This window comes from Amycolatopsis sp. CA-230715, assembly GCF_018736145.1.
Taxonomy (GTDB): Bacteria; Actinomycetota; Actinomycetes; order Mycobacteriales; family Pseudonocardiaceae; genus Amycolatopsis.
Window position 1 is genome coordinate 6,290,951 of record NZ_CP059997.1, and the last position, 21,295, is coordinate 6,312,245.

Annotated in this window: 24 protein-coding genes; 18 read left to right on the forward strand and 6 right to left on the reverse strand. The window is 71.0% G+C overall.

What is annotated here, in order from left to right:
• Nucleotides 1–19: 19 nt before the first annotated feature.
• The 9 genes from dhaK to HUW46_RS30285 all read left to right on the forward strand — a co-directional run bounded on the left by dhaK (nucleotide 20) and on the right by HUW46_RS30285 (nucleotide 8,182).
• Entirely contained in the window at nucleotides 20–1,021 is a 1,002-nt protein-coding gene (dhaK, locus tag HUW46_RS30245; RefSeq protein ID WP_215542177.1) for a dihydroxyacetone kinase subunit DhaK, read from the forward strand.
• A gap of 2 nt (nucleotides 1,022–1,023) precedes the next feature.
• Nucleotides 1,024–1,644, forward strand: a complete 621-nt coding sequence (gene dhaL / locus HUW46_RS30250; RefSeq protein ID WP_215542178.1) for a dihydroxyacetone kinase subunit DhaL — start codon at nucleotides 1,024–1,026, stop codon at nucleotides 1,642–1,644.
• Nucleotides 1,641–2,312, forward strand: a complete 672-nt coding sequence (gene dhaM / locus HUW46_RS30255) for a dihydroxyacetone kinase phosphoryl donor subunit DhaM (protein WP_215542179.1) — start codon at nucleotides 1,641–1,643, stop codon at nucleotides 2,310–2,312. The genes dhaL and dhaM overlap by 4 nt, the downstream gene beginning before the upstream one ends.
• 71 nt (nucleotides 2,313–2,383) lie before the next feature.
• A complete protein-coding gene (locus tag HUW46_RS30260; RefSeq protein ID WP_215542180.1) occupies nucleotides 2,384–2,842 on the forward strand; it encodes a hypothetical protein in 459 nt (152 codons plus the stop codon).
• Between the two features lie 134 nt (nucleotides 2,843–2,976).
• On the forward strand, nucleotides 2,977–4,749 hold the full coding sequence (locus HUW46_RS30265) for a 3-hydroxyacyl-CoA dehydrogenase family protein (protein ID WP_215542181.1): 1,773 nt from the start codon (nucleotides 2,977–2,979) through the stop codon (nucleotides 4,747–4,749).
• A 70-nt stretch (nucleotides 4,750–4,819) separates the two neighbouring features.
• Nucleotides 4,820–5,731: an ABC transporter ATP-binding protein gene (locus tag HUW46_RS30270; RefSeq protein WP_254125035.1), complete on the forward strand. Its 912-nt coding sequence runs from the start codon at nucleotides 4,820–4,822 to the stop codon at nucleotides 5,729–5,731.
• Nucleotides 5,728–6,486, forward strand: a complete 759-nt coding sequence (locus tag HUW46_RS30275; RefSeq protein WP_254125037.1) for an ABC transporter permease — start codon at nucleotides 5,728–5,730, stop codon at nucleotides 6,484–6,486. Before HUW46_RS30270 ends, HUW46_RS30275 begins: the two co-directional genes overlap by 4 nt.
• On the forward strand, nucleotides 6,483–7,580 hold the full coding sequence (locus HUW46_RS30280) for a sensor histidine kinase (RefSeq protein ID WP_215542182.1): 1,098 nt from the start codon (nucleotides 6,483–6,485) through the stop codon (nucleotides 7,578–7,580). Before HUW46_RS30275 ends, HUW46_RS30280 begins: the two co-directional genes overlap by 4 nt.
• Before the next feature lie 5 nt (nucleotides 7,581–7,585).
• The gene (locus tag HUW46_RS30285) at nucleotides 7,586–8,182 is read left to right on the forward strand and encodes a response regulator transcription factor (protein ID WP_215550201.1); all 597 of its coding nucleotides are present in this window, start codon (nucleotides 7,586–7,588) and stop codon (nucleotides 8,180–8,182) included.
• Nucleotides 8,183–8,450: 268 nt separating this feature from the next.
• Here the strand turns inward: HUW46_RS30285 and HUW46_RS30290 are convergent, their stop codons facing one another.
• Entirely contained in the window at nucleotides 8,451–8,654 is a 204-nt protein-coding gene (locus HUW46_RS30290) for an FmdB family zinc ribbon protein (protein WP_215542183.1), read from the reverse strand.
• 52 nt (nucleotides 8,655–8,706) lie between these two features.
• On the opposite strand from HUW46_RS30290, the gene HUW46_RS30295 reads away from it, so the two are divergent.
• The 3 genes from HUW46_RS30295 to HUW46_RS30305 are packed head-to-tail and all read left to right on the forward strand — an operon-like array spanning nucleotide 8,707 to nucleotide 10,841.
• Complete coding sequence (locus HUW46_RS30295; protein WP_254125039.1) at nucleotides 8,707–9,822, forward strand: alkaline phosphatase family protein; 1,116 nt, start codon at nucleotides 8,707–8,709, stop codon at nucleotides 9,820–9,822.
• A gap of 18 nt (nucleotides 9,823–9,840) precedes the next feature.
• On the forward strand, nucleotides 9,841–10,134 hold the full coding sequence (locus HUW46_RS30300) for a hypothetical protein (RefSeq protein ID WP_215542185.1): 294 nt from the start codon (nucleotides 9,841–9,843) through the stop codon (nucleotides 10,132–10,134).
• Nucleotides 10,128–10,841, forward strand: a complete 714-nt coding sequence (locus HUW46_RS30305; protein ID WP_254125041.1) for an alpha/beta hydrolase — start codon at nucleotides 10,128–10,130, stop codon at nucleotides 10,839–10,841. Before HUW46_RS30300 ends, HUW46_RS30305 begins: the two co-directional genes overlap by 7 nt.
• Here the strand turns inward: HUW46_RS30305 and HUW46_RS30310 are convergent.
• Both HUW46_RS30310 and HUW46_RS30315 read right to left on the reverse strand, forming a co-directional pair.
• Nucleotides 10,822–11,076, reverse strand: a complete 255-nt coding sequence (locus HUW46_RS30310) for a hypothetical protein (protein ID WP_215542186.1) — start codon at nucleotides 11,074–11,076, stop codon at nucleotides 10,822–10,824. The two genes, HUW46_RS30305 and HUW46_RS30310, sit on opposite strands and share 20 nt — an antisense overlap.
• Before the next feature lie 77 nt (nucleotides 11,077–11,153).
• Nucleotides 11,154–11,669 carry a GNAT family N-acetyltransferase gene (locus HUW46_RS30315; protein WP_331477153.1) on the reverse strand — a complete coding sequence of 172 codons (516 nt, stop codon included), beginning with the start codon at nucleotides 11,667–11,669 and terminating at the stop codon, nucleotides 11,154–11,156.
• Between the two features lie 40 nt (nucleotides 11,670–11,709).
• Here HUW46_RS30315 and HUW46_RS30320 point away from each other — a divergent pair, with 40 nt between their 5' ends.
• The 5 genes from HUW46_RS30320 to HUW46_RS30340 all read left to right on the forward strand — a co-directional run bounded on the left by HUW46_RS30320 (nucleotide 11,710) and on the right by HUW46_RS30340 (nucleotide 17,019).
• Nucleotides 11,710–12,471 carry an alpha/beta fold hydrolase gene (locus HUW46_RS30320; RefSeq protein ID WP_215542188.1) on the forward strand — a complete coding sequence of 254 codons (762 nt, stop codon included), beginning with the start codon at nucleotides 11,710–11,712 and terminating at the stop codon, nucleotides 12,469–12,471.
• Between the two features lie 315 nt (nucleotides 12,472–12,786).
• Nucleotides 12,787–14,568 carry an aa3-type cytochrome oxidase subunit I gene (ctaD, locus tag HUW46_RS30325; protein WP_215542189.1) on the forward strand — a complete coding sequence of 594 codons (1,782 nt, stop codon included), beginning with the start codon at nucleotides 12,787–12,789 and terminating at the stop codon, nucleotides 14,566–14,568.
• Entirely contained in the window at nucleotides 14,565–15,803 is a 1,239-nt protein-coding gene (serB, locus tag HUW46_RS30330) for a phosphoserine phosphatase SerB (RefSeq protein ID WP_254125043.1), read from the forward strand. Before ctaD ends, serB begins: the two co-directional genes overlap by 4 nt.
• Nucleotides 15,800–16,564: a peptidyl-tRNA hydrolase gene (locus HUW46_RS30335; protein ID WP_215542190.1), complete on the forward strand. Its 765-nt coding sequence runs from the start codon at nucleotides 15,800–15,802 to the stop codon at nucleotides 16,562–16,564. Before serB ends, HUW46_RS30335 begins: the two co-directional genes overlap by 4 nt.
• 50 nt (nucleotides 16,565–16,614) lie before the next feature.
• The gene (locus HUW46_RS30340; RefSeq protein WP_215542191.1) at nucleotides 16,615–17,019 is read left to right on the forward strand and encodes an OsmC family protein; all 405 of its coding nucleotides are present in this window, start codon (nucleotides 16,615–16,617) and stop codon (nucleotides 17,017–17,019) included.
• Nucleotides 17,020–17,179: 160 nt separating this feature from the next.
• Here the strand turns inward: HUW46_RS30340 and HUW46_RS30345 are convergent, their stop codons facing one another.
• From HUW46_RS30345 to HUW46_RS30355, 3 genes are all read right to left on the reverse strand, one after another.
• Nucleotides 17,180–17,524 (reverse strand): hypothetical protein, encoded by a 345-nt coding sequence (locus tag HUW46_RS30345; protein ID WP_215542192.1) that lies wholly within the window; start codon nucleotides 17,522–17,524, stop codon nucleotides 17,180–17,182.
• Nucleotides 17,525–17,581: 57 nt separating this feature from the next.
• Complete coding sequence (locus tag HUW46_RS30350) at nucleotides 17,582–19,627, reverse strand: ATP-dependent DNA helicase (protein ID WP_215542193.1); 2,046 nt, start codon at nucleotides 19,625–19,627, stop codon at nucleotides 17,582–17,584.
• A 102-nt stretch (nucleotides 19,628–19,729) separates the two neighbouring features.
• Nucleotides 19,730–20,320, reverse strand: a complete 591-nt coding sequence (locus tag HUW46_RS30355) for a biotin transporter BioY (RefSeq protein WP_215542194.1) — start codon at nucleotides 20,318–20,320, stop codon at nucleotides 19,730–19,732.
• Nucleotides 20,321–20,517: 197 nt separating this feature from the next.
• Here HUW46_RS30355 and HUW46_RS30360 point away from each other — a divergent pair, with 197 nt between their 5' ends.
• A complete protein-coding gene (locus HUW46_RS30360; RefSeq protein WP_215542195.1) occupies nucleotides 20,518–21,171 on the forward strand; it encodes a hypothetical protein in 654 nt (217 codons plus the stop codon).
• Nucleotides 21,172–21,295 lie beyond the last annotated feature (124 nt).

Sequence of the window (21,295 nt, forward strand, 5' to 3'; positions counted from 1 at the left end):
CGACCAGTTGGAGGCCGTGATGAAGAAGATCATCAACGATCCCGGGACCGTGGTGGCGGAATCCCTGCGCGGGCTCGCGCTGGCGCATTCGGACATCCTGCGCGTACAGGAGGATCCCGCGGTCGTGGTGCGCGCCGACGCGCCGGTCGCGGGCAAGGTCGCGGTGATCTCCGGTGGCGGCTCCGGGCACGAGCCGCTGCACGGCGGGTTCGTCGGGCAGGGCATGCTCGCCGCCGCGGTACCCGGCCCGGTGTTCACCTCGCCGACCCCGGACGCCGTGCAGGCGGCCGTGCAGGCGTCGGCGAGCGACGCGGGCGCGCTGCTGATCGTCAAGAACTACACCGGGGACGTGCTGAACTTCGAGACGGCGGCCGAGCTCGCCGCCGCCGAGGGCGCGGACGTGCGCAGCGTGGTGATCGACGACGACGTCGCGGTCGCCGATTCGACGTTCACCGCGGGCAGGCGCGGTGTCGGCGGAACGGTGCTGCTGGAGAAGCTCGCGGGCGCCGCGGCCGAGCGCGGCGATGCGCTGGACGCGGTGGAAGCGGTGGCGCGCAAGGTGATCGGGCAGGTCCGGTCGATCGGGGTCGCGCTGACCCCGCCGACGGTGCCGCACGTCGGCGAGCCGAGCTTCACCCTCGCCGACGACGAGATCGAGTTCGGCATCGGCATCCACGGCGAGCCGGGGCGCGAGCGGATCAAGGCCGAGCCCGCGGATGCGCTGGTGGCCAGGATGGTCGAGGCCGTGGCCGCCGATTTGCCGTTCTCCTCCGGTGACGAGGTGCTGCTGTTCACCAACTCGATGGGCGGCACGCCGCCGATCGAGCTGTACCTCGCGCACGGCATCGCCGAGCGACTGCTGGCCGAGCGTGGCATCGTGGTCAGGCGAAGGCTCGTCGGCCCGTACATCACCAGCCTCGAGATGCAGGGAATCAGTCTCACGCTGCTGAAGCTCGACGACGAGCTCACCGAACTCTGGGACGCGCCGGTGCACACCGCGGCGCTGCGACGGGGAGTGTGATGATGGCCTGCACCACCGAATCCGTGGCCGAGGCGCTGCGAGCGGTCGCTTCCGTGGTCGCCGAGCACCGCGTCGAACTGATCGAACTGGACAGGGCGATCGGCGACGCGGACCACGGCGAGAACCTCAACCGCGGGTTCACCGCGGTCGTGGCCGCCATCGAGACCGTGCCGGAAACTCCGGGCGCGGTGCTGAAGACGGCCGCGACGACGCTCATTTCGAAGGTGGGCGGCGCGGCGGGCCCGTTGTACGGCACCGCTTTCCTGCGCGCCGCGACCAAGCTCGGCGATCGGTCCGAAGTGGACGCCGAGGCGGTGGCGGAGCTGCTCGCCGCGGCGTTGGAAGGCGTGCGGGCGCGGGGCAAGGCGGAAGTGGGCGACGCGACGATGGTCGACGCGCTGGCGCCCGCCGTCGAAGCCGCGCGCGGTGCCGTCGCGGACGGGGTCGCCGCCGTGCTGACCGCGGCCGCCGACGCCGCCGACCGCGGTGCCGAGTCCACTGTGGACCTGGTGCCGCGAAAGGGAAGGGCTTCCTACCTCGGGGAGCGGGCGGTCGGCCACCTCGATCCGGGAGCGCGCTCGACCGCGCTCGTGCTGCGAGCGCTCGCGGAGGCGGCCAAGTGAGCGTGGGTCTGGTTTTCGTTTCGCACAGCGCGACCCTGGCCGCCGGGGTCGCCGAACTCGCCGCGCAGATGGCGCCGGACGTCAAGCTGGTCGCCGCGGGCGGCCTCGACGGCGGCGGTATCGGCACCGATTTCGAGGCGGTGTCCCAGGCCGCGCGTGACGCGGATTCGGGCGCGGGCGTGGTGCTCCTCTACGACCTCGGCAGCGCGCAGATGACGGCCGAACTCGCGGTGGAAACCCTGGACGGCGAAGTGGACGCCGTCGTCGTCGACGCGCCGCTCGTCGAGGGCGCGGTGGCCGCCGCGGTCGAAGCGCAGGGCGGCGCCGACCGGGCCGCGGTCGCGGCGGCGGCCGCGAAGGCGGGCGCGCAGGCGGAAACGGGCGCGAGCACGGATTCCGGCGCGGCCGAGTCCGTGGAACTGACGTTGCGCAACGACGTCGGCCTGCACGCGCGGCCCGCCGCACTGCTGGTGCGCGCGCTGGCCGGGCTCGACACCGAGGTCACCGTGCGGCTCGGCGAGCAGGAGGCCGACGCGCACAGCGTCCTCGCGCTGATGTCGCTCGGCGCGCGCCAGGGCGATCGCATCGAGGTGCTCGCGAAGGGCGCCGACGCGGGCACCGCGGTGGAACGGGTGAAGGACCTCGTGGCGCGCGACTTCGACGAGTAGCGTCCGGGAGGGGTCCCGCGCCGGTGCCCTTATCGTCCCCCGTGCCCGATGGCGTGCACGGAAGGTGAACGATGACGACCGATGAACCCTTGGCGGGTGGCGAACCCGCACCCGCGTTGCGCATGCCGATGCCGGGCAGGCTCGTCGGCGTGCTGATCTTCGTGGTCGTGCAGGCGGTGTTGAACGGCCTCTTCGGCGTGCTTCTCGCGGTGGAGATCTCCGATGCCGAGAGCCACGGCCAGAAACTCGTCAGCCCGGAACTGGCTTACGCCGCCGAATACGTTTCGTTCGCGGCGGCGGTGCTGCTGGTCGTTTCGGCGGTCGTGGTGAGCTTCGGCGTGGTTTGGGGCCGCAACCTGCTCGTCGTGCTGGAAGCGGTGATCATCGTGAACGGCGTGGTGATGCTGATCAGCGGCGCCCCGTTGGCCGTGGCCGGGATCGTGCTGGCGGGCCTCACGATCAGCGTGCTCCTGCACGACACCGTCAAAGCCTGGATGGACTACAAGTCCTACCACCGCGGCATCGGGTGACGACGGCCCTGACGGGGATGACAACTCTCACCCGTACGGTGCGCACTGTTTCGATTCGGACCTGCCCTTTCGGCCCCGGCATGGCATCATCGGCCCCGTTGGCTACTAGCGGGTAACCTTTGGGAGGCCGGATCGTGGCACGCGAGATCGCCCGGGTGGGCGTGGTGGGACTGGGCACGATGGGGGCCGGGATCGCGGAGGTCCTCGCACGCAGCGGACTCACCGTGACCGCCGTCGAGATCGACGACGAGGGCGTCGCGCGCGGGCGCGGGCACCTGGAGAATTCGACGGATCGCGCGCTGGCGAAGGACAAGCTGGACGCGAAGGCGCGCGAAGAACTCCTCGGCCGCATCACCTACACCACCTCGCTGGCGGATCTGGCCGACTGCGAACTGGTCATCGAGGCGATCCCGGAAGACCTGGCGCGGAAGGCCGAGGTTTTCGCCCAGCTCGACAAGATCACCGGCCCCGAAACGATCTTCGCCTCCAACACCTCCTCGCTGTCGGTCACCGAGATCGGCGTGCACACCGCGCGGCCGGGCAAGGTCGTCGGGATGCACTTCTTCAACCCGGCGCCGGTGCTCAAGCTCGTCGAGATCGTGCGGACCGTGGTGACCGAGCCGGAGGTGGTCGCCGATGTCGTCGAATTCGCCGGGAAACTGGGGAAAACGCCGGTGGTGATCGGCGACCGCGCCGGGTTCATCGCGAACGCGCTCCTGTTCGGCTACCTCAACCACGCGGTGCGGATGTACGAGCAGCGCTACGCCTCGCGGGAGGATCTCGACGCCGCCATGCGGTTCGGCTGCGGCTACCCCATGGGACCGCTCGCGCTGCTCGACCTCATCGGGCTCGACACCGCGTTCCAGATCCTCGAAACGATGTACAACCAGTCCCGCAACCGGTCGCACGCACCGGCGCCGCTGCTGAAGCAGATGATCACCGCCGGTCTGCTCGGCCGCAAGAGCGGGCGCGGGTTCTACACCTACGACGCGCCCGATTCGCCGACCGTCGTCGCCGACGGGCTCGAAGTGTCCACTGAGGACTCCGGTGGCGTGCGGCCGGTGCGGTCGGTCGGCGTGGTCGGCACCGGCACCATGGCCACCGGCATCGTCGAGGTGTTCGCGAAGCGCGGCTATCCCGTCGTGCTCAAGGCGCGCAGTGTCGAGAAGGCGGAGGCCGCGCTCGCGAAGGTGCGCAAGTCGTTGGACAAGGCCGTTTCGAAGGGAAAACTGTCCACAGAGGATGCGGCGGCCGCGCTCGCCAGGATCACCCCCGCCGTCGACTACTCCGCACTGTCCGATGTGGACCTCGTGGTGGAAGCGGTCGCGGAGGTGCTCGAGGTCAAGCAGGACGTGTTCGCGGCGCTGGACGCGGTCGCCAAACCGGGCGCGGTGCTGGCGACCACGACCTCCTCGCTGCCGGTGATCGAGTGCGCCGCCGCGACCGCGCGCCCGTCGGACGTGCTCGGCCTGCACTTCTTCAACCCGGCGACGGTGATGAAGCTCGTCGAGGTGGTGCGCACCATCGCGACCGCGCCCGAGGTCGTCGCCACCGCGCACGCCGTGTGCGGTGAGCTGCGGAAGCATCCCGTCCACTGTGGAGACCGCGCCGGGTTCATCGTCAACGCGCTGCTCTTCCCGTACCTCAACGACGCGGTGAAGATGCTCGAAGCGCACTACGCCGAGGTCGCCGACATCGACACCGCGATGAAGGTGGGCTGCGGCCTGCCGATGGGGCCGTTCGAACTGCTCGACGTGGTGGGGCTGGACGTCTCGCTGGCGATCGAGCGGACGCTTTTCGACGAGTTCCGGGAAGAGGGCTTCGCCCCCGCGCCGTTGCTGGAGCACCTGGTGACCGCGGGACGGCTCGGCCGCAAGACCGGCAAGGGCTTCCACGACTACACCTGACATTCGTCATCTCCGTCCGGTGACACCGGGGCACTACCGGCGCCGCACCGCTCGCCGCAGAGTTGTTCCCGTGAACAGCAACGAAAACGGCGAGGCGCTGCGGGTACGCGGCGCGTCGCACTCCTACGGCGCGAACCGCGCGCTCGACGGCGTGGACCTCGACGTCGCGACGGGGGAGTGCGTCGCGCTGCTCGGCCCGAACGGCGCGGGCAAGACCACCCTGGTGAACCTGGCGATCGGCCTGCTTCCGCGCCAGCACGGCGAAATCTCGCTCGCGGGCGGCGATCCCCGCCGCGCGGCGACCCGGCGCAGGCTCGGCGTCGTCCAGCAGACGCTCGGGTTCCCGACCACGCTCAAGGTGGGCGAGGTCGTGGCGGGGGCCGCGATCAGGGCGGGGCGGTCGAAGAACGCGGCGGGCCCGGTGCTCGCCGAACTCGACCTGACCGAGCTCGCTGGTCGTCGCGCGGCCAAGCTGTCCGGCGGCCAGCGGCAGCGGGTCCAGCTCGCGATGGCGCTCGTCGCGGATCCGGCGCTGCTCGTACTGGACGAGCCGACGGTCGGCCTCGACGTGCCCGCCCGCAGGCGGTTCTGGGACCTTCTCGCGCGGTGGCGGGCGCGGGGCACCGGGGTGCTGGTGACCACGCACCTCATCGAGGAGTCGGCCGCGGTGGCCGATCGCGTCGTAGTACTGGACCACGGGCGGGTGCTGGCCACCGGCACGCCCGGCGAGCTCGTCGGCAGGCTGCCGGACCGCACCGTCACGGCGCGGACCGGCCTCGGCCGCGAGCGCCTGGTCCGGCTCCCGGGGGTGGTCTCGGTCGACCGGGAAGGTGAGCACGTCCGGCTCACCACCCGGTCGCCCGAGACCTTGCTTCGAGTGCTCCTCGCCGAAGACCCGGGCCTGTCCGAACTGCGGGTGGAAGGCGCGGGCCTGGAAGACGCGGTTCTCGCGCTCACGAATGGAACGGAGGTGGCGGCATGAGCACCGAGACCGGGCTGACGGGGCGGTTGTTCCGGGTCGAATTCGTCGACGAACTGAGGGCGATCGTGCGCGAGCCGACCTCGCTGCTGTTCTCGATCGTGATGCCGATCGGCATGTTCGTGCTCTTCGTTTCCTTGTTCGGCAAGGGAAATTCGGAGTTCGGCGGTCCGGTCGGGACCCAGATGGTGGCGACGTTCGGCACCTTCGGCGTGCTCACCGTGGCGCTGCTGAACCCCGGTACGAGCGTGGCGGCCGATCGGAACCGCGGCTGGTTGCGGGCGAAGCAGGTTTCCGGCGTTCCGGTGGGAGTCACGCTCGCCGCGAAGGTCGCCTCGGCGCTGCCCTACGCGCTCGGCCTGCTCGTCGCGATGGCGATCGCGTCGGGACTGACCGGGGCGCTGACCGCGCCGCCGCTGCGGCTGCTCGCGGTCGCCGGGATCCTGCTCGTCGGCGCGCTGCCGTTCGCGCTGCTCGGCCTCGCCGTCGGGTTCGTCGCCAGCCCGAACGCCACGGCCGCCGTGCTGAACGCGCTGCTGCTGCCGTCGGCGGTGTTCAGCGGGCTGTGGATGCCGCTGGAGATCATGCCGGGGTTCGTCCGGGACCTCGCGCCGTTCCTGCCGACCTACCACCTGGCGCGGCTCGCGATGACCCCGCTCTACGGCGGTGCCGCCGGGGTGCACGTGCTGGTGCTGCTCGGGACGACCGCGGTGACCGCGCCGCTGGCCGCGGTGGCCTATCGTCGTGGCAAGCCATGACGAGTCCGCCGGAACCGAAGACCGCCACGCGCGCCTCGCCGTGGCGGTTCTTGCGGTGGCTGCACCTCGTCTACCTGCTGATCCCGTTGTTCCAGCCGGTGTTCGACCCGAACGCGGGCGTGGCGGACTGGGTGATCGCCGGGATCGTGATGGCGGGCGGCGGCGCGTTGACGGTCATCGGCAGCCTGCGGCCGGAGATCGCGCGCTGGGGTTCGTGGGTGCCGCTCGTCGTGTTCGCGGCGTGCACCGTGTGGCTGAACTCCGGCGCCTCGGTGCTGATCGTGTACGCGGCCGTCTTCGCCGCGCGCACCGAGCCGCGCCGAGTAGCGTTCCGCCTGTTCGTCGCGTTCACCCTGCTGCTGTTCGCGATGATCCCGGTGATGCCGGTCGACTGGCCGTGGCGGTTGTGGAGCGTGTTGCCGTCCTTGGTGTTCACCTGGGTCATCGGGCTGGAGGCCGTCGAGGAAGCGGATCGCGAGCGGGTCGCGACGGAGCTTCGCCTGCGTAACGCCAGGATCGAACACCTCGCCACGGTCACCGAACGCGAGCGCATCGCCCGCGATCTGCACGACCTGCTCGGGCATTCGCTCACCGCGGTCGTCATGCGCGCGCAGCTGATCGCCGCGGATCCCGCGCGGGCCGTCGAGGAAGCGGGCGAAATCGAGAAAACCGCGCGAGACGCGCTCGCCGAGGTCCGCGGCGCGCTGACCGGCTGGCGCCAGGCGAGCCTCGACCGCGAGCTGGAATCCGCGAAGGCCGCGCTCGACTCCCTCGGCGTCGAACTGGTGGTGCGGCGCGATCCCGGGCTCGTGCTCGTCGGGTCCACCGAACACGAACTGGCACTCGCGCTGCGCGAGGCCGTCACGAACGTGGTGCGGCACGCGAAGGCGCGCACCTGCCACATCGGCCTGGACCGCGAGCACGGCGAGGTCCGGTTGGTGATCGCCGACGACGGTGTCGGCGGGAAGTTTCGGGAAGGCACCGGACTGACCGGCATGCGCGAGCGGGTCACCGCGCTCGGCGGCCGGATCGAGCGGATGACGGCGGCGGGCACCACGGTGACCATCGCGGTCCCGCTGGAGGTGGCAGTGTGAGCGGCGTGATCAGGATCGTGCTCGCCGAGGACCAGTCCATGGTGCTCGGCGCTTTCGCCGCGCTGCTCGACCTCCAGGCGGACATCGAGGTCGTGGCCACCGCGACCACCGGTGCCGACGCGCTCGCCGCGGTCGCCGAGCACCGGCCCGACGTGCTGCTCACCGATATCGAAATGCCGGGCAAGACCGGACTCGACGTCGCCGCCGAACTCCGGGGCACGGCCACGCGCGTCCTCATCGTCACCACGTTCGCGCGCAGCGGTTACCTGCGCCGCGCGCTCGACGCGGGCGTCGCGGGGTACGTCCTCAAGGACGCGCCGATCGGGGACCTGGCCTCCGCCCTGCGCCGGGTGCACGTGGGCGAGCGCGTCGTCGCCCCCGAACTGGCCGTCGCCGCGTGGGACGGCGCGGACCCGCTGACCGACCGGGAACGCGAGCTGCTGCGGGAAGTCACCACCGGTGCGTCCAACGCGGACATCGCGAAACGCCTGCACCTCGCCGAAGGCACCGTGCGGAACTACCTTTCGGCGGCCATGGCGAAACTGGGCGCGCAAAGCAAAGCGCATGCGGCGACCATCGCCCGCGACCGCGGCTGGCTGTAATTCTATCGGGCGGCGAAATTTGCGCTGCCAGGGCGCGGCTCCCAGCTCGACCCGCCGGTTGATCGCGTTGGCGCCCTGCCATCGCAAATTTTAGAGGGCCCAGGGGCCGTGCGCCCGACTGCACGCTCCCGGCGCGCGGGGCGCACCGGAACGCCGGTTGTGGTCAGGTTGGCAATGGCCGCGCCTTCGGTGCGGACCTCGCGGCACTCGGAGATGTAGGCGGGCGAGTTCTATGCCCCGAAGGTCACAGTGAGCATTACGACCGCGGTCAGCCGCAGCAGCCACCGCCGCAGCATCCGCCGCCGCTCGGCGCGGGTGCCGCCGCGGCGCCGGTCAGCGCGACGGTGGTCAGCAGCTTGACGGTGTCGGGGTGCCCGCCGGGGCACTCGGCGGGCGAGGACGACTCGCTCATCGGCCGGTTCAGCTCGAACGTCCGAGTGCACTCGCGGCAGCGATAGGCGTAGGTCGGCATGCGCCCATTATCGGGCTCGCGCCGGGCGGAGGGGAAGTGGGAAGGTGTCGGCGTGGCTGAACCCGCGCATCCGCACCTCGCCGAGGTCGTCCCGTCCGCGCTCACCGCGCTGGGCGTGCCCGGTTTCGACGGCACGCTGGGGTTTCCGGCGATTTCGCGCGGGTGCGTGCTGCTGATCGACGGGCTCGGCAGGGAACTGCTGGACGCCCACGCCGCCGACGCGCCGGTGCTCGCCGAACTCGCGAAGGGCACGTTGCGCGTCGGCTACCCGTCGACGACGGCGGCGGGGCTGGCCGCCATCGGCACCGGGGTCGCCTCGGGCGAGCACGGCATGACCGGGTACACCTTCGAACTGCCCGGCGTCGGCGTGCTGAACGCGTTGCGCTGGAACAGCCACGAGGACGGCGCCGACCTCCGCGGCGCGGCGCCGCCGAGGGACGTGCAACCGTTGCCGACGACGTTCGAGCGCGCCGCGGCGGCCGGAATCCACACGAGCGTGGTGTCCGCCGCGAAGTTCAAGCACTCGGCGTTGACCGAGGCCGTGCAGCGCGGCGCGCGATACGACGGGGTGCACGCGCTGGGCGATCTCGGCGCGGGCATCCTGCGCGCACTCGAACCCTCACCGTCGTTCTGCTACGGCTACCACAGCGAACTGGACCTGCTCGGTCACCTGCACGGGCCGGGTTCGCCGGCGTGGCGTTTCCAGCTCCGCCAAGTAGATCGGCTCGTCGAGTCCATTGTGGACGGACTGCTGCCGGGGTCGATGCTGGCCGTGGTCGCCGACCACGGCATGGTCGTGGTGCGGGACAAGCTCGATCTCGAAGACGAACCCGAACTGCTCGACGGCGTGCGCGCGTTCGGCGGGGAAGTGCGCGCACGGCACGTCTACACCGAGCAGGGCGCCGCCGCCGACGTACTCGCCGCATGGCGCTCGGCGCTCGGTGAGCGGGCGTGGGTGCGATCGAGGGAAGAAGCCGTCGAAGAGGGCTGGTTCGGGCCGGTTTCGAGCCGCGTCCTGCCGCGGATCGGGGACGTCGTTGCCGCCGCACGCGGCGAGTTCGGCATGGTGCGCGGGCTCGCGGAGGCGGTCGAGACCTCGCTGGTCGGGCAGCACGGCTCGCTGACCACGGCGGAACAACTGGTGCCGCTGGCGATCGCGCTCGGCTGAGCCGGTTACCGTGGTTTCGTGCCCAGACGAAACCGGCCGGGGCGCGGCCGCCGCGACGAACCCGTGCTGGGTGGTGCCACCGGGTGGGCGAGCACCGAGTCCGGCTCCGACGGCGAGTGGCTGGTGCGCAGCGTCCCCGGCGCGCAGGCGGTCAAGACCTACCGGTGCCCCGGCTGCGACCACGAGATCCGGCCGGGCGTGCCGCACGTGGTGGCCTGGCCGGCCGACGAGACCGGTTCCTCGGCCGATCGCAGGCACTGGCACCGCGGGTGCTGGCAGTCCCGCGCGACGAGGAGGCCGAGCCGGTGGTGAGGATCGGGCCCAACGCGGTGCTGCCCGCGATCCGCGAGTCGATCGTCCTGCGCACCGCCGACGGCCTGCGGCTCGTCGGCGAACTCGCGCTGCCGGAAGACCGCGCGCCGATCGCGACGGTGCTCATGCTGCACCCGCTGCCGACGCACGGCGGCTCGATGGACTCGCACGTGCTGCGCAAGGCCGCCGCGCGGCTGCCCGCGCTGGCCGGGCTCGCGGTGCTGCGGTTCAACACCAGGGGCACCGGGGACAGCGAAGGATCGTTCGGCTCTGCCGAAGCCGAACGCCACGACGTCGCCGCCGCACTGGACTTCGCCCGGTCGCGCGCGTTGCCCGAGGTGTGGCTCGCCGGCTGGTCGTTCGGGACCGACCTCGCCGTCCGCTACGGGCTCGACCCGCTGGTCCGCGGGCTCGTGCTGATCGCGCCCCCGATGCGCTGGAGCACCCAGGACCACCTCGCCCGCTGGGCGCCGTCGGGCAAACCGGTGACCGCGCTCGTCCCCGAACACGACGACTTCCTGCGCCCCGACGGCGTGCGCGAACGCTGCGCCGTCCTGCCCGGTGCGCGCGTGGTGGCGCTGCCCGGGGCGAAGCACCTGCTGGTCGGGTACGCGGACGAAGTGCTCGACGAACTCGTCGCCGCGATCCTGCCGGGTTTCACCCCGCCGCTGCCGAGGGAATGGCCGCTCAGCGCAACGGATCGATGATGACGCTCCTGAGTCGCACGTGACGCATCCGGACCGTGCCGATCGCGCTCGTCCTCGCCAGCACGATTCGTGTTCCCTCCAGTGCGCGGTCGTCGCGGTTCGCGCACATCGCGCAGCAGGGCGCGGCCTCGATGATGAAGACCTGCCCCCGGTGGTCCTCCTGGCTGCCGTTGTAGACCACCACGGCGCCGACCTCCGGCATTTCCGCACGAGTGATCCCGCTGTGCTCGTGCACGCAGCCCTCCCCGGTCGAACACGGCCCCCATGCGACGTACTCCGAGTGTAGCCAAAAACCGCCGCACGCCGCGGATTTCAGCGTCGGTAGTGCCGCGAATAGAGGCCGTGGTGCAGGCTCTGGCTGTAGCGGGTGAACCCGAGCCGCTCGGCGACCCTGATCGACGCGTGGTTCCCGATCGCCACGCTGATCACCACCGGGTTGTCCGGCATGGACCGCTCCGCCCAGTCCACGGCGGCGGCCGCGGCTTCGGTGGCGTACCCGTTGCCCCACGCGCTCGGTTTCAACCGGTAGTACAGGTTGAGCACGTCCTCGCCGTCGAAATCGCGGTACTGCACGCCGCCGGTGCCGAGGAATTCGCCCGTTTCCGGTTCGATGATCGCGAAGTACCCGAACCCGTGGTGCGCCCAGTGCGTGAGCCAGGCGGTGAACTTCTCCCGCGCCTGCTCGGGCGTCACCGATTCCGGGGTGAACCGGTTGGCGCGCGGGTCGAGCTGGATCTCCAGCGATCGCGCGCGGTCCGATTCCCGCAACGGGCGCAGCAGCAGCCGTTCCGTCCTGATTTCGTCGACCATCCCCGCTTGCTCGGTCACCCCCGGCACCGTAGACCCCGCGTCCGACAGAATGGCGACCATGCTCGATCTCCCGCTCGTCTTCCTGCACGCCTTCCCGCTCGATTCGCGGATGTGGAACGGCATCCGCGAGCCGCTTTCCCGTCGCGCGCGGCTGATCACCCCGGACCAGCGTGGCCTCGGCAGGACGCCGTTGCCCGCGACGACCCGCGAACCGAGCCTCGACGACGCCGCCCGCGACCTGGTGGCGCTGCTGGACAAGCTCGAACTGGAGCGGGTCGTCGTCGGCGGCTGCTCGATGGGCGGGTACGTCGCCCTCGCGCTGCTTCGCTCGGCGCCCGAGCGCGTCGGTGGCCTGGTGCTGATCGACACGAAAGCGTCCGCCGACAAGCCCGAGGCCGCCGAGAACCGGCACGCGCTCGCGAAGCGCGCCGACGAGGAAGGCATTGAGGGGTGGCTGGCCGGGCAGATGCTCCCCAACCTGCTCGCCGGGTCGACGCTCGAAAGCAGGCCGGACGTCACCGAGACGGTGCGCGACCTGATCGAATCCCAGCCGCCCGCGGGTATCGCCTGGGCGGCGCGGGCGATGGCGGCGCGCCCGGATTCCGCCGAACTGCTGCGCGGCGCCGACGTGCCCGCGCTCGTCCTCGTCGGCGAGCACGACAACCTCACCCCGCACGCGGAGGCGTCCGCCATGGCCGAGGCGCTGTCGAACGCGGACCTGGTCACCATCGAGGGCGCGGGACACCTGACCCCGCTCGAACGACCGGACGCGGTCTCCGGCGCGATCCTCGACTGGCTCGGCCGCGCGCCGACCAGGTGAGACGACGCGCACACTCGGAAATCCGGATCTCCCGCGCGCGGGAACTGCTCGCGACGGCCGCCGCGAGCAGTTCGCTCGCAGCACGCTGTTCACCGCCGCTTCCCCGGCTTCACCAGCGGGTTCGGCCCCCGGTGAACAGTGGCGGGGAGCGCGGGTGATCACCCGCGCTCCGGTGCCGCCGCGACCGCCGGGGCGGATCTTGCCAGCCGGTGCGCGCGACGCCGGGTAGCGAGGGCTACGATCCCCCTAGCGGACTGTCTGGGCCTCGCTCGGCCGTTCGCGACCTCGATCCAAATAAGAGTGTTGGAGGCAGGAGTGACGGCCGTAGCCCCCAAGCCGATCGCCACGCGCCCGTATCCCGCGCGCGAGTCGGTTAAGGGTTCGTACCTGCTGCGGTTGTTCCGCACGACGGACCACAAGCAGATCGGCATCATGTACCTCGTGACGTCGTTCGCCTTCTTCATGGCGGGCGGCGCGATGGCGATGCTGATCCGCTCCGAGCTGGCGCGTCCCGGGCAGCAGTTCCTTTCCCAGGAGCAGTACAACCAGCTGTTCACCATGCACGGCACGGTGATGCTGCTGCTGTACGCGACCCCGATCCTGTTCGGGTTCGCGAACTTCGTCCTCCCGCTGCAGATCGGCTCGCCCGACGTCGCGTTCCCGCGGTTGAACGCGTTCTCGTACTGGCTGTACCTGTTCGGCGGCATCATTGTGATGTCCGGCTTCCTGACGCCGGGTGGCGCCGCGGACTTCGGGTGGTTCGCCTACACCCCGCTGTCCGACGCGATCCACTCGCCGGGTGTCGGCGCCGACCTCTGGATCTCCGGCCTGGTCATCTCCGGTCTCGGCACGATCCTCGGCGCGGTCAACATGATCACCACGGTGATCTGCCTGCGCGCGCCGGGCATGACGATGTACCGGATGCCGATCTTCACCTGGAACATCCTGATCACCAGCATCCTGATCCTGCTGGCGTTCCCGATCCTCACCGCGGCGCTGATGGGCCTGCTCGCCGACCGGCATCTCGGCGCGCACGTGTTCGATCCGGCGAACGGCGGCGTGATCCTCTGGCAGCACTTGTTCTGGTTCTTCGGCCATCCCGAGGTCTATATCGTCGCGCTACCGTTCTTCGGGATCGTGTCGGAGATCTTCCCGGTGTTCAGCCGCAAGCCGGTGTTCGGCTACAAGGGCCTGGTCTGGGCGACGCTGTCGATCGCCGCGCTGTCGGTGGCGGTGTGGGCGCACCACATGTACGCGACCGGTTCTGTGCTGCTGCCGTTCTTCTCCTTCATGACCTTCCTGATCGCGGTGCCGACCGGGGTCAAGTTCTTCAACTGGATCGGCACGATGTGGAAGGGGAACCTGAGCTTCGAGACGCCGATGCTGTTCTCGGTCGGCTTCATCGTCACGTTCCTCTTCGGTGGCCTCACCGGCATCCTGCTGGCCGCGCCCGCGATCGACTTCCACGTGTCCGACAGCTACTTCGTCGTCGCGCACTTCCACTACGTGCTCTACGGCACGATCGTGTTCGCCACCTTCGCCGGGATCTACTTCTGGTTCCCGAAGATCACCGGCCGCATGATGGACGAGAAGCTCGGCAAGTGGCACTTCTGGACCACGTTCATCGGGTTCCACGGCACGTTCCTCGTCCAGCACTGGCTGGGCGCGGAGGGCATGCCGCGCCGGTACGCCGACTACCTGGCCACCGACGGGTTCACCACGCTGAACACGATCTCCACGATCGGCGCGTACATCCTCGGCGCGTCCACGCTGCCGTTCATCTGGAACGTGTTCAAGAGCTACCGCTACGGCGAGCTCGTCACGGTGGACGACCCGTGGGGTTACGGCAACTCGCTGGAGTGGGCCACGAGCTGCCCGCCGCCGCGGCACAACTTCACCGAGCTGCCGCGCATCCGGTCCGAGCGGCCCGCGTTCGAACTGCACTACCCGCACATGATCGAGCGCATCCACGCCGAAGGCGAGATCACCTTCACCGGCAAGCCGAAGGTGCACGCCGGGGCCAAGGCGCCGTCGCAGGTGCTCACCGACGCCGCGATACCCGGTGACCACAGCAAGGACAACGCGGGCGAGCAGTGAGCGCTCAGGGGCAGACGCCGGTGCTGATCTCGATCACCGGTCCCGACAAACCCGGCGTCACCTCGGTGCTCTTCGCCGCGCTCACCCGGCACGGCGTCGACCTGCTCGACGTCGAGCAGGTCGTCATCCGCGATCAGCTCGTGCTCGGTGTGCTGGTGGGCGTGGCGAGCGATCCGGAGGCCCTGCAGGAGGTCGTCGAGCAGGCGATGGCCTCGCTCGCGATGAACGTCGAGGTGCGGATCGGGTCGGCCATCGGGGCCGACCCGTTCGCGCCGTCGCGGCTGGGGTCCACGCACGTGCTCGTCGTGCTGGGCCGCCCGCTGACCGCGCGCGCGTTCACCGAGGTGGCCAGGAAGATGGCCACCCTCGGCACGAACATCGACACGATCCGCAGCATCGCGGACTACCCGGTGACCGGGCTCGAGGTGTACGTCTCGGCGGCGAACGAGAGCGACGAGGCGGACACCGAACTGCGCGCCGCGGTCGCCGACGTCACCTCGAACGGCGGGCTCGACGTCGCCATCGAGCGGGCTGGCCTGGAGCGGCGGTCCAAGCGCCTGATCGTGTTCGACGTCGACTCGACGCTGGTGCAGGGCGAGGTCATCGAGATGCTCGGCGCGCACGCCGGGGTCGAGCCGCAGGTCAGGGAGATCACCGAGGCCGCGATGCGTGGCGAGCTGAACTTCACCGAATCGCTCGAACAGCGCGTCGCCCTGCTCGAAGGCCTGCCGGTCTCCGCGCTCGACGAGGTCGCCGACTCGCTCGAACTCACCGCGGGCGCGCGGACCACCGTGCGCACGCTCAAGCGGCTCGGGTTCCGGTGCGGGGTCGTCTCCGGCGGGTTCACCTCGATCATCGACAGGCTCGTCGACGACCTCGGGCTCGACTTCGCCGCGGCGAACGAGCTGGAGGTCGCCGACGGCAAGCTCACCGGCCGCGTCGTCGGCGAGGTCGTGGACAGGGCGGGCAAGGCGACCGCGTTGCGCCGCTTCGCCGCCGAGTACGGCATCCCGCTCGCGCAGTGCGTCGCGGTCGGGGACGGCGCGAACGACATCGACATGCTGGCCGCGGCCGGGATGGGTGTCGCGTTCAACGCCAAGCCCGCGTTGCGTGAGGTCGCCGACACCGCGCTCTCCCACCCCTACCTCGACGCGGTGCTGTTCACCCTCGGCATCACGCGCGCCGAGGTCGAAGCGGCCGACGCGGCCGACGGCCTGCAACCAGAGCGGCTGTGAACCCGGTTCTCCGGCCCCTCGCCGCGCGCTACGCCGAGTGGCTCGGCCTTCCCGCGTCCGAGACCGCGGACGTCTCCGCCGAGGAACCCGACCAGGTGCGGGCGATGCCGGTGATCCTGCGGTTCGAGAAGGCCGATCCGCCGGGCCGCACGCCCCTGCTGGAGGCCGCCGCGGCGGCCGCGATCGCGGTGTGCCTCGACGAGCGCGCCGTCGCCGAGGACGGCGAGTGGCACGACGCCGTGAAAGCGTGGATGGACGGGCGGATCCGCAAGGTTTCCCGCCGCGCTCGCGGCGCGCACTGGGACGCGGTCCAGGAGCTGCCGGGAATCACCGTGGAGGTCGACGGCGCGCAGGCCCGCGCGCTGGTGCCCGGCCGCGTGGTCGACAACCCCAAGACCGTTTCGCGCCTGCAGGTTTCGGGCAGCGAGCTGCCGTCCGACGAGCCGGGACCGGTGCCGGACGACGTGCCGGTGCTGTACCTCAACCCGGACGCGGAAATGACCGTCGGCAAGGCCGCGGCCCAGGTCGGCCACGGCACCATGATCCTGGCGTCGTTGCTCGGCGACGACGATCTCGCCCGCTGGGCGAAGCGCGATTTCCGTTGTGCCGTGCGCATTCCCGATGCCACCACGTGGAACGCGCTGCACCCCGGCGCCGATCCCGGCCTAGCGTGGCGGGAGCGAGGCGTGGTCGCCGTGCGGGACGCGGGGTTCACCGAGGTGGCGCCCGGGACCGTCACCGTGCTCGCGCAATGGGTTTGAAGGCGCAGTGGTTTTGAAGGCGCAGTGGCGTTCGGCTTAGGGAGTGTGTGATGGGGCTTGAAGTCCAGCGCGAGGGCGAACACCGGTTCGTCGGCCGCAACGAGCGCGGCGCGGAGGTGGTGCTGGGGCGCAAGGGCCAGGAAGGCTCGTTCTCGCCCGCGGAACTGCTCCAGATCGCCGTCGCGGGCTGTTCCGCGGTAACCGCGGAGGAACTGATCACGCGGCGCGTCGGCGAGGACTCGAAGTTCCGCGTGCACGTCACCGCGGACCGCCGCGAAGGCGCCTGGGAACTCGACGGCGTACACGGCCGCTTCGACGTCGACCTGTCGACATTGTCCCCCGCCGATCGCGAGGCGCTGGCCACCGCGGTCGAGCGGGCGATCGACCGGCTCTGCACGGTGACCCGCACCCTGCGCAAAGGAATCCCCGTCACCGAGGAATTCCCGACGGCCTAACGGCTTTCCGCGTGCCCCGAAAGTGACATTCGGGGAACTCAGCGCCCCGAAGGCCACCTTCACGGCATGGGGCCCTGCGGCAGCCGAGCGCGCGAGTGGTGGAATCGCGGCGTCTGACGCCCCGAAGGTGGCCTTCGGGGCAGGAGCGAGCGGAGGAGACTCAGCTCGCGTCGCTGGCGCGCCAGACGACGTAGGCCTCGTCGGCGTCGGTGGTCATGGCCTCGATGAACTTCTCGTTGTCGAAGCCGGGCAGGGTCTGCAGCCGCTCGATGAGCGCGTCCGCGGCGGGGTCGCCGCTGGGGACCGCGGTACCGGTGCCGTCGGCGGCCGCGAGCATCAGGAACACGTCCTCTTTCCACGGGCCCTCGGGAATCACCCTGATCACCACGGAGGACAACTCCGACCAGGTGACGGACTCCTCGCTGCCGTCGGCCAGCTGACGGCGAACCCCGGTGTCGTCGACACTGACCGAGCGCGAGTGCGCGCTGGCTGAGTCCTGGGACAAGACGCTCTCCCTAGTTCTTTGCGTTCCGTTAACGGTACTTCGACGGCACTCGCGTGCTCAGGCGGGGGCGGCGTCGTCGAGTCTTCGCAACGCCGCCCTCGCCACCTCGGGGTCGAGGGTGGGCCACAGCGGGGGTAGCGAAGCCTTGAGGAAACCGCCGTACCGCGCCGTCGCCAGCCGCGAGTCCAGCACGGCGACCACCCCGCGATCCGTGGTCGCCCGGTGCAGGCGGCCGGTGCCCTGCGCCAGCAGCAGCGCCGCGTGCGTCGCGGCGACCGTGAGGAACCCGTTGCCGCCTCTGGCTTCCACCGCGCGCTGCCGCGCGGAGGCGACCGGGTCGTCGGGGCGGGGGAAGGGCAGCCGGTCCACCACGACGAGCTGGAGCGACGGTCCCGGCACGTCCACGCCCTGCCACAGCGAAAGCGTGCCGAACAGGCAGGTGCGCGGGTCGTCGGCGAACTTCTGCACCAGCAGCGAGGTCGAATCCTCGCCCTGGCACAGGATCGGGTGCTCGATGCGGTCGCGCAGCTCCTCGGTGGCCTGCTTCGCCGCGCGCATCGAGGAGAACAGGCCGAGCGTGCGCCCGCCCGCCGCGCCGATCAGCTCGGCCAGCTCGTCCAAAGTGGACTTCGCGAGGCCGTCCCTTCCCGGTGCGGGAAGGTGTTTCGCGACGTACAGGATGCCGTTGCGCGGGTAGTCGAACGGGGAGCCGACGTCGAGACCGGTCCAGTTCGGCGCGTTGTCGTCGGCGGGCGGTGGCTTGTCGGTCGCGGTTCCTTCGGCCTTCTTCGCCCCCTGCGACGGCGGCAGGCCCCACTGCCGCGCCAGCGTGTCGAAGGTGCCGCCCAGGGTCAGCGTCGCCGAGGTGAGCACCGTGGTGTTCACGTTGAACAGGCGCTCGCGCAACAGCCCCGACACCGACAGCGGCGCGACCTTCAGCGCGGGCGGGCGCGGGCTGAGCGAGAACTTGTCGTTCTGCAGCCACACCACGTCCCGCTGGTGAGCGCGATCCTCGTCGTAGGCCTCGATGAGCCGGACGGCCGTGTCGTGCACCTCGTCGAGCAGCGAGCGGGCGAGCTTGCGCGCCGTCGCCTCCTCGACCTCTTCCTTGCGCTCCGAGCCCAGCGCCGAGATGCACGCGTGCGCCGCGTCGCGCACCGCGGCGATCGACCCGCCGAGCGCCTTCGGCATCTCGTCCATCCGGCCGGGCGGTGCGTCGTCGAGCATGATCGTGAGCCCGTCGGCGGCTTCCATCAGCCTGTCCGCGATGTCCGCGTCGATGAGCTTGCCGCAGCGGCGGACCGCGGCCGAGACCATCGGGCTGGTCAGCTCGCCGGTGGCCACCGAGGTCACCCTGTCCACCAGGTCGTGCGCCTCGTCGATGATCACCAGGTCGTGCTCGGGGAGGACCTGGTAGCCCTGCAGCGCGTCGATCGCGAGGAGGGCGTGGTTGGTGACTACGACGTCGGCGCGGCCCGCTTCGCCGCGGGCGCGCTCGGCGAAGCAGTCGACGCCGATCGGGCAGCGCGAGACGCCGAGGCATTCCTTGGCCGTCACCGAAACCTGCCGCCACGCCTGGTCGGACACGCCGGGTACCAGCTCGTCCCGGTCGCCGGTTTCGGTGTCGGACGACCATTCGTAGAGCCGTTTGACGTCCTTGCCCAGTCTGGACACCGCGAACGGGTCGAACAGCGCCGGATCCTCCGGCTCCTCCGGCGCGCCGGTGTCGAGCCGGTGCAGGCACAGGTAGTTGCGCCTGCCCTTGAGGATGGCGAAGGTCGGTTCGCGCCCGAGCGGCTTCTTGAGCGCCTTCGCGAGCCGGGGCAGGTCCCTGTCGACGAGCTGGCGCTGCAGCGCGATGGTGGCCGTGGAGACCACCACGGTGGCTTCCTTCTCGACCGCGTGCCGGATCGCGGGCACGAGGTAGGCCAGCGACTTCCCGGTGCCGGTGCCCGCCTGCACGGCGAGGTGCTCGCCGGTGCGGATCGCCCGCCCGACCGCCTCGGCCATCCGCACCTGGCCCTCGCGCTCGGCACCGCCGACCGCTTCGACCGCGTGGGTCAGCAGTTCGGAGACACCGGGGAAGTCCTTGCGGGAGGGCACGCGCAAACGGTACCGGGGGACCCCGTCAGTTCCGCCGAGGCTGCCCCGGAACGCGCGAACGCCCCCGGCGGTCACCGGGGGCGTTCGACGGGGTTCGCGGGGTCAGTCCTGGTCACGGACCTTCCGCACGAGCGCCCACGCCGCGGGCAGCAGCCCGGCCGCGACGACGATCTTCAGCGCGTCGCCGATCAGGAACGGCACCACGCCCTTCGCGAGCGCGCCGCCGAAGTCCAGCGACGCCGACGCCATCAGCCACGGCACGCCGACCGCGTAGACGACGACGTTGCCGAGCGCCATCGTGCCGAGCATCCGCAACGGCGTGCGATCGCCGCCCTGCGCCGCGAGCTTGCCCACCAGCGCGGCGGCGAAGACGAAGCCGACGACGTAACCGGCCGAGGCGCCGAAGAGGCCCGACGTGCCGTTGTTGAACCACGGCACGCCCGCGGCGCCCATGGCCAGGTAGAGCAGCAGCGCCGCGGCGCCGCGCTGCCAGCCGAGCGCGGTGCCGACGAGCAGCGCCGCGAACGTCTGGCCGGTCATCGGTACCGGGCTGCCCGGTACCGGCAGCACGATCTGGGCGGCGACCCCGGTCAGCCCGGCGCCCGCGGCGACCAGCACGACGTCGCGGGTGAGCGCGCCAGGCACCAGGTCCGCCAGTACCGGCCGCCTGCCGGCCAAGGACAACGAAGACACTCCGACCTCCCGCATAGTTCACGCATCCGTGTCGATGGAGGTTAACGCCGTACCCGGTCGAGTGGCTGCCCCAGTTGTGTTCCTCACCCGTTGTTAGGGGGTGACACGTCAGGGTGGACTCCATTCGAGCAGGTCAGGCGGGCCGGAGTGCATGCCGATGGACGTAGGGAACAGGTGGTGAGTCGAAGGGAGTGGCGATGCGCAAGGGCGAGCGGGTGCTGACGGTGCTGACGGTGTGCGGGGGACTGCTGGCGGCCGCCCCGGCGGCACAGGCGGCACCGGTGATCGCGACGGCGGCGGCCTCGCTGGGCTCCGCCGACGTCATGGTGGGCTCCCAGCAGGTGCAGGCGGCCCCGATCGCGGTGTGCGAGGTGGACAAGATGCCGCAGAGCGCCTCGAACGGCACCGCGGTCGGCACGACCACCAAGTACGGCCGCGGCGACACCACGTGCTCGCGCGACGCGAACGGCACGGCGACCGCGAAGGCCAGCGGCCAGCGGTTCGAGACGTCCATCCTGAAGCAGTTCGGCGGCCCCGTGATCAAGGTCCGCAGCTACACCGCGGGCTGTGCCACCACGGCGAACGGCAGCAGCGGCTCGATGGAGATCAGCGGCGTCACCGGGGTGACCGTGCCGACCGAGATCCCGGCGAACTACACGATCGCGATCCCCGGCAAGAACGCGGGCGACCCGCCGATGGCCGAGGTCGTGGTGAACGAGCTGATCGCGCCGACCCCGCCGGACGGCAGCCTCGGCACGCACGCGATGCACATCAAGCTGTTCCCGCGGGGCGGCCCCGCGAGCGGCGACATCATGGTCGGCAGCGCGAACTGCGACCCGTACGGCGGCTGACTCCTCCTCGCCGGTCGCGTGCGGGATCGCGATGCCCTGAAGGTGGCCTTCGGGGCGCTCAACGCCGCACATCCACCCCTCGCACGCTCGACCACCACGACACGCCTGCCCCGAAGGTGGCCTT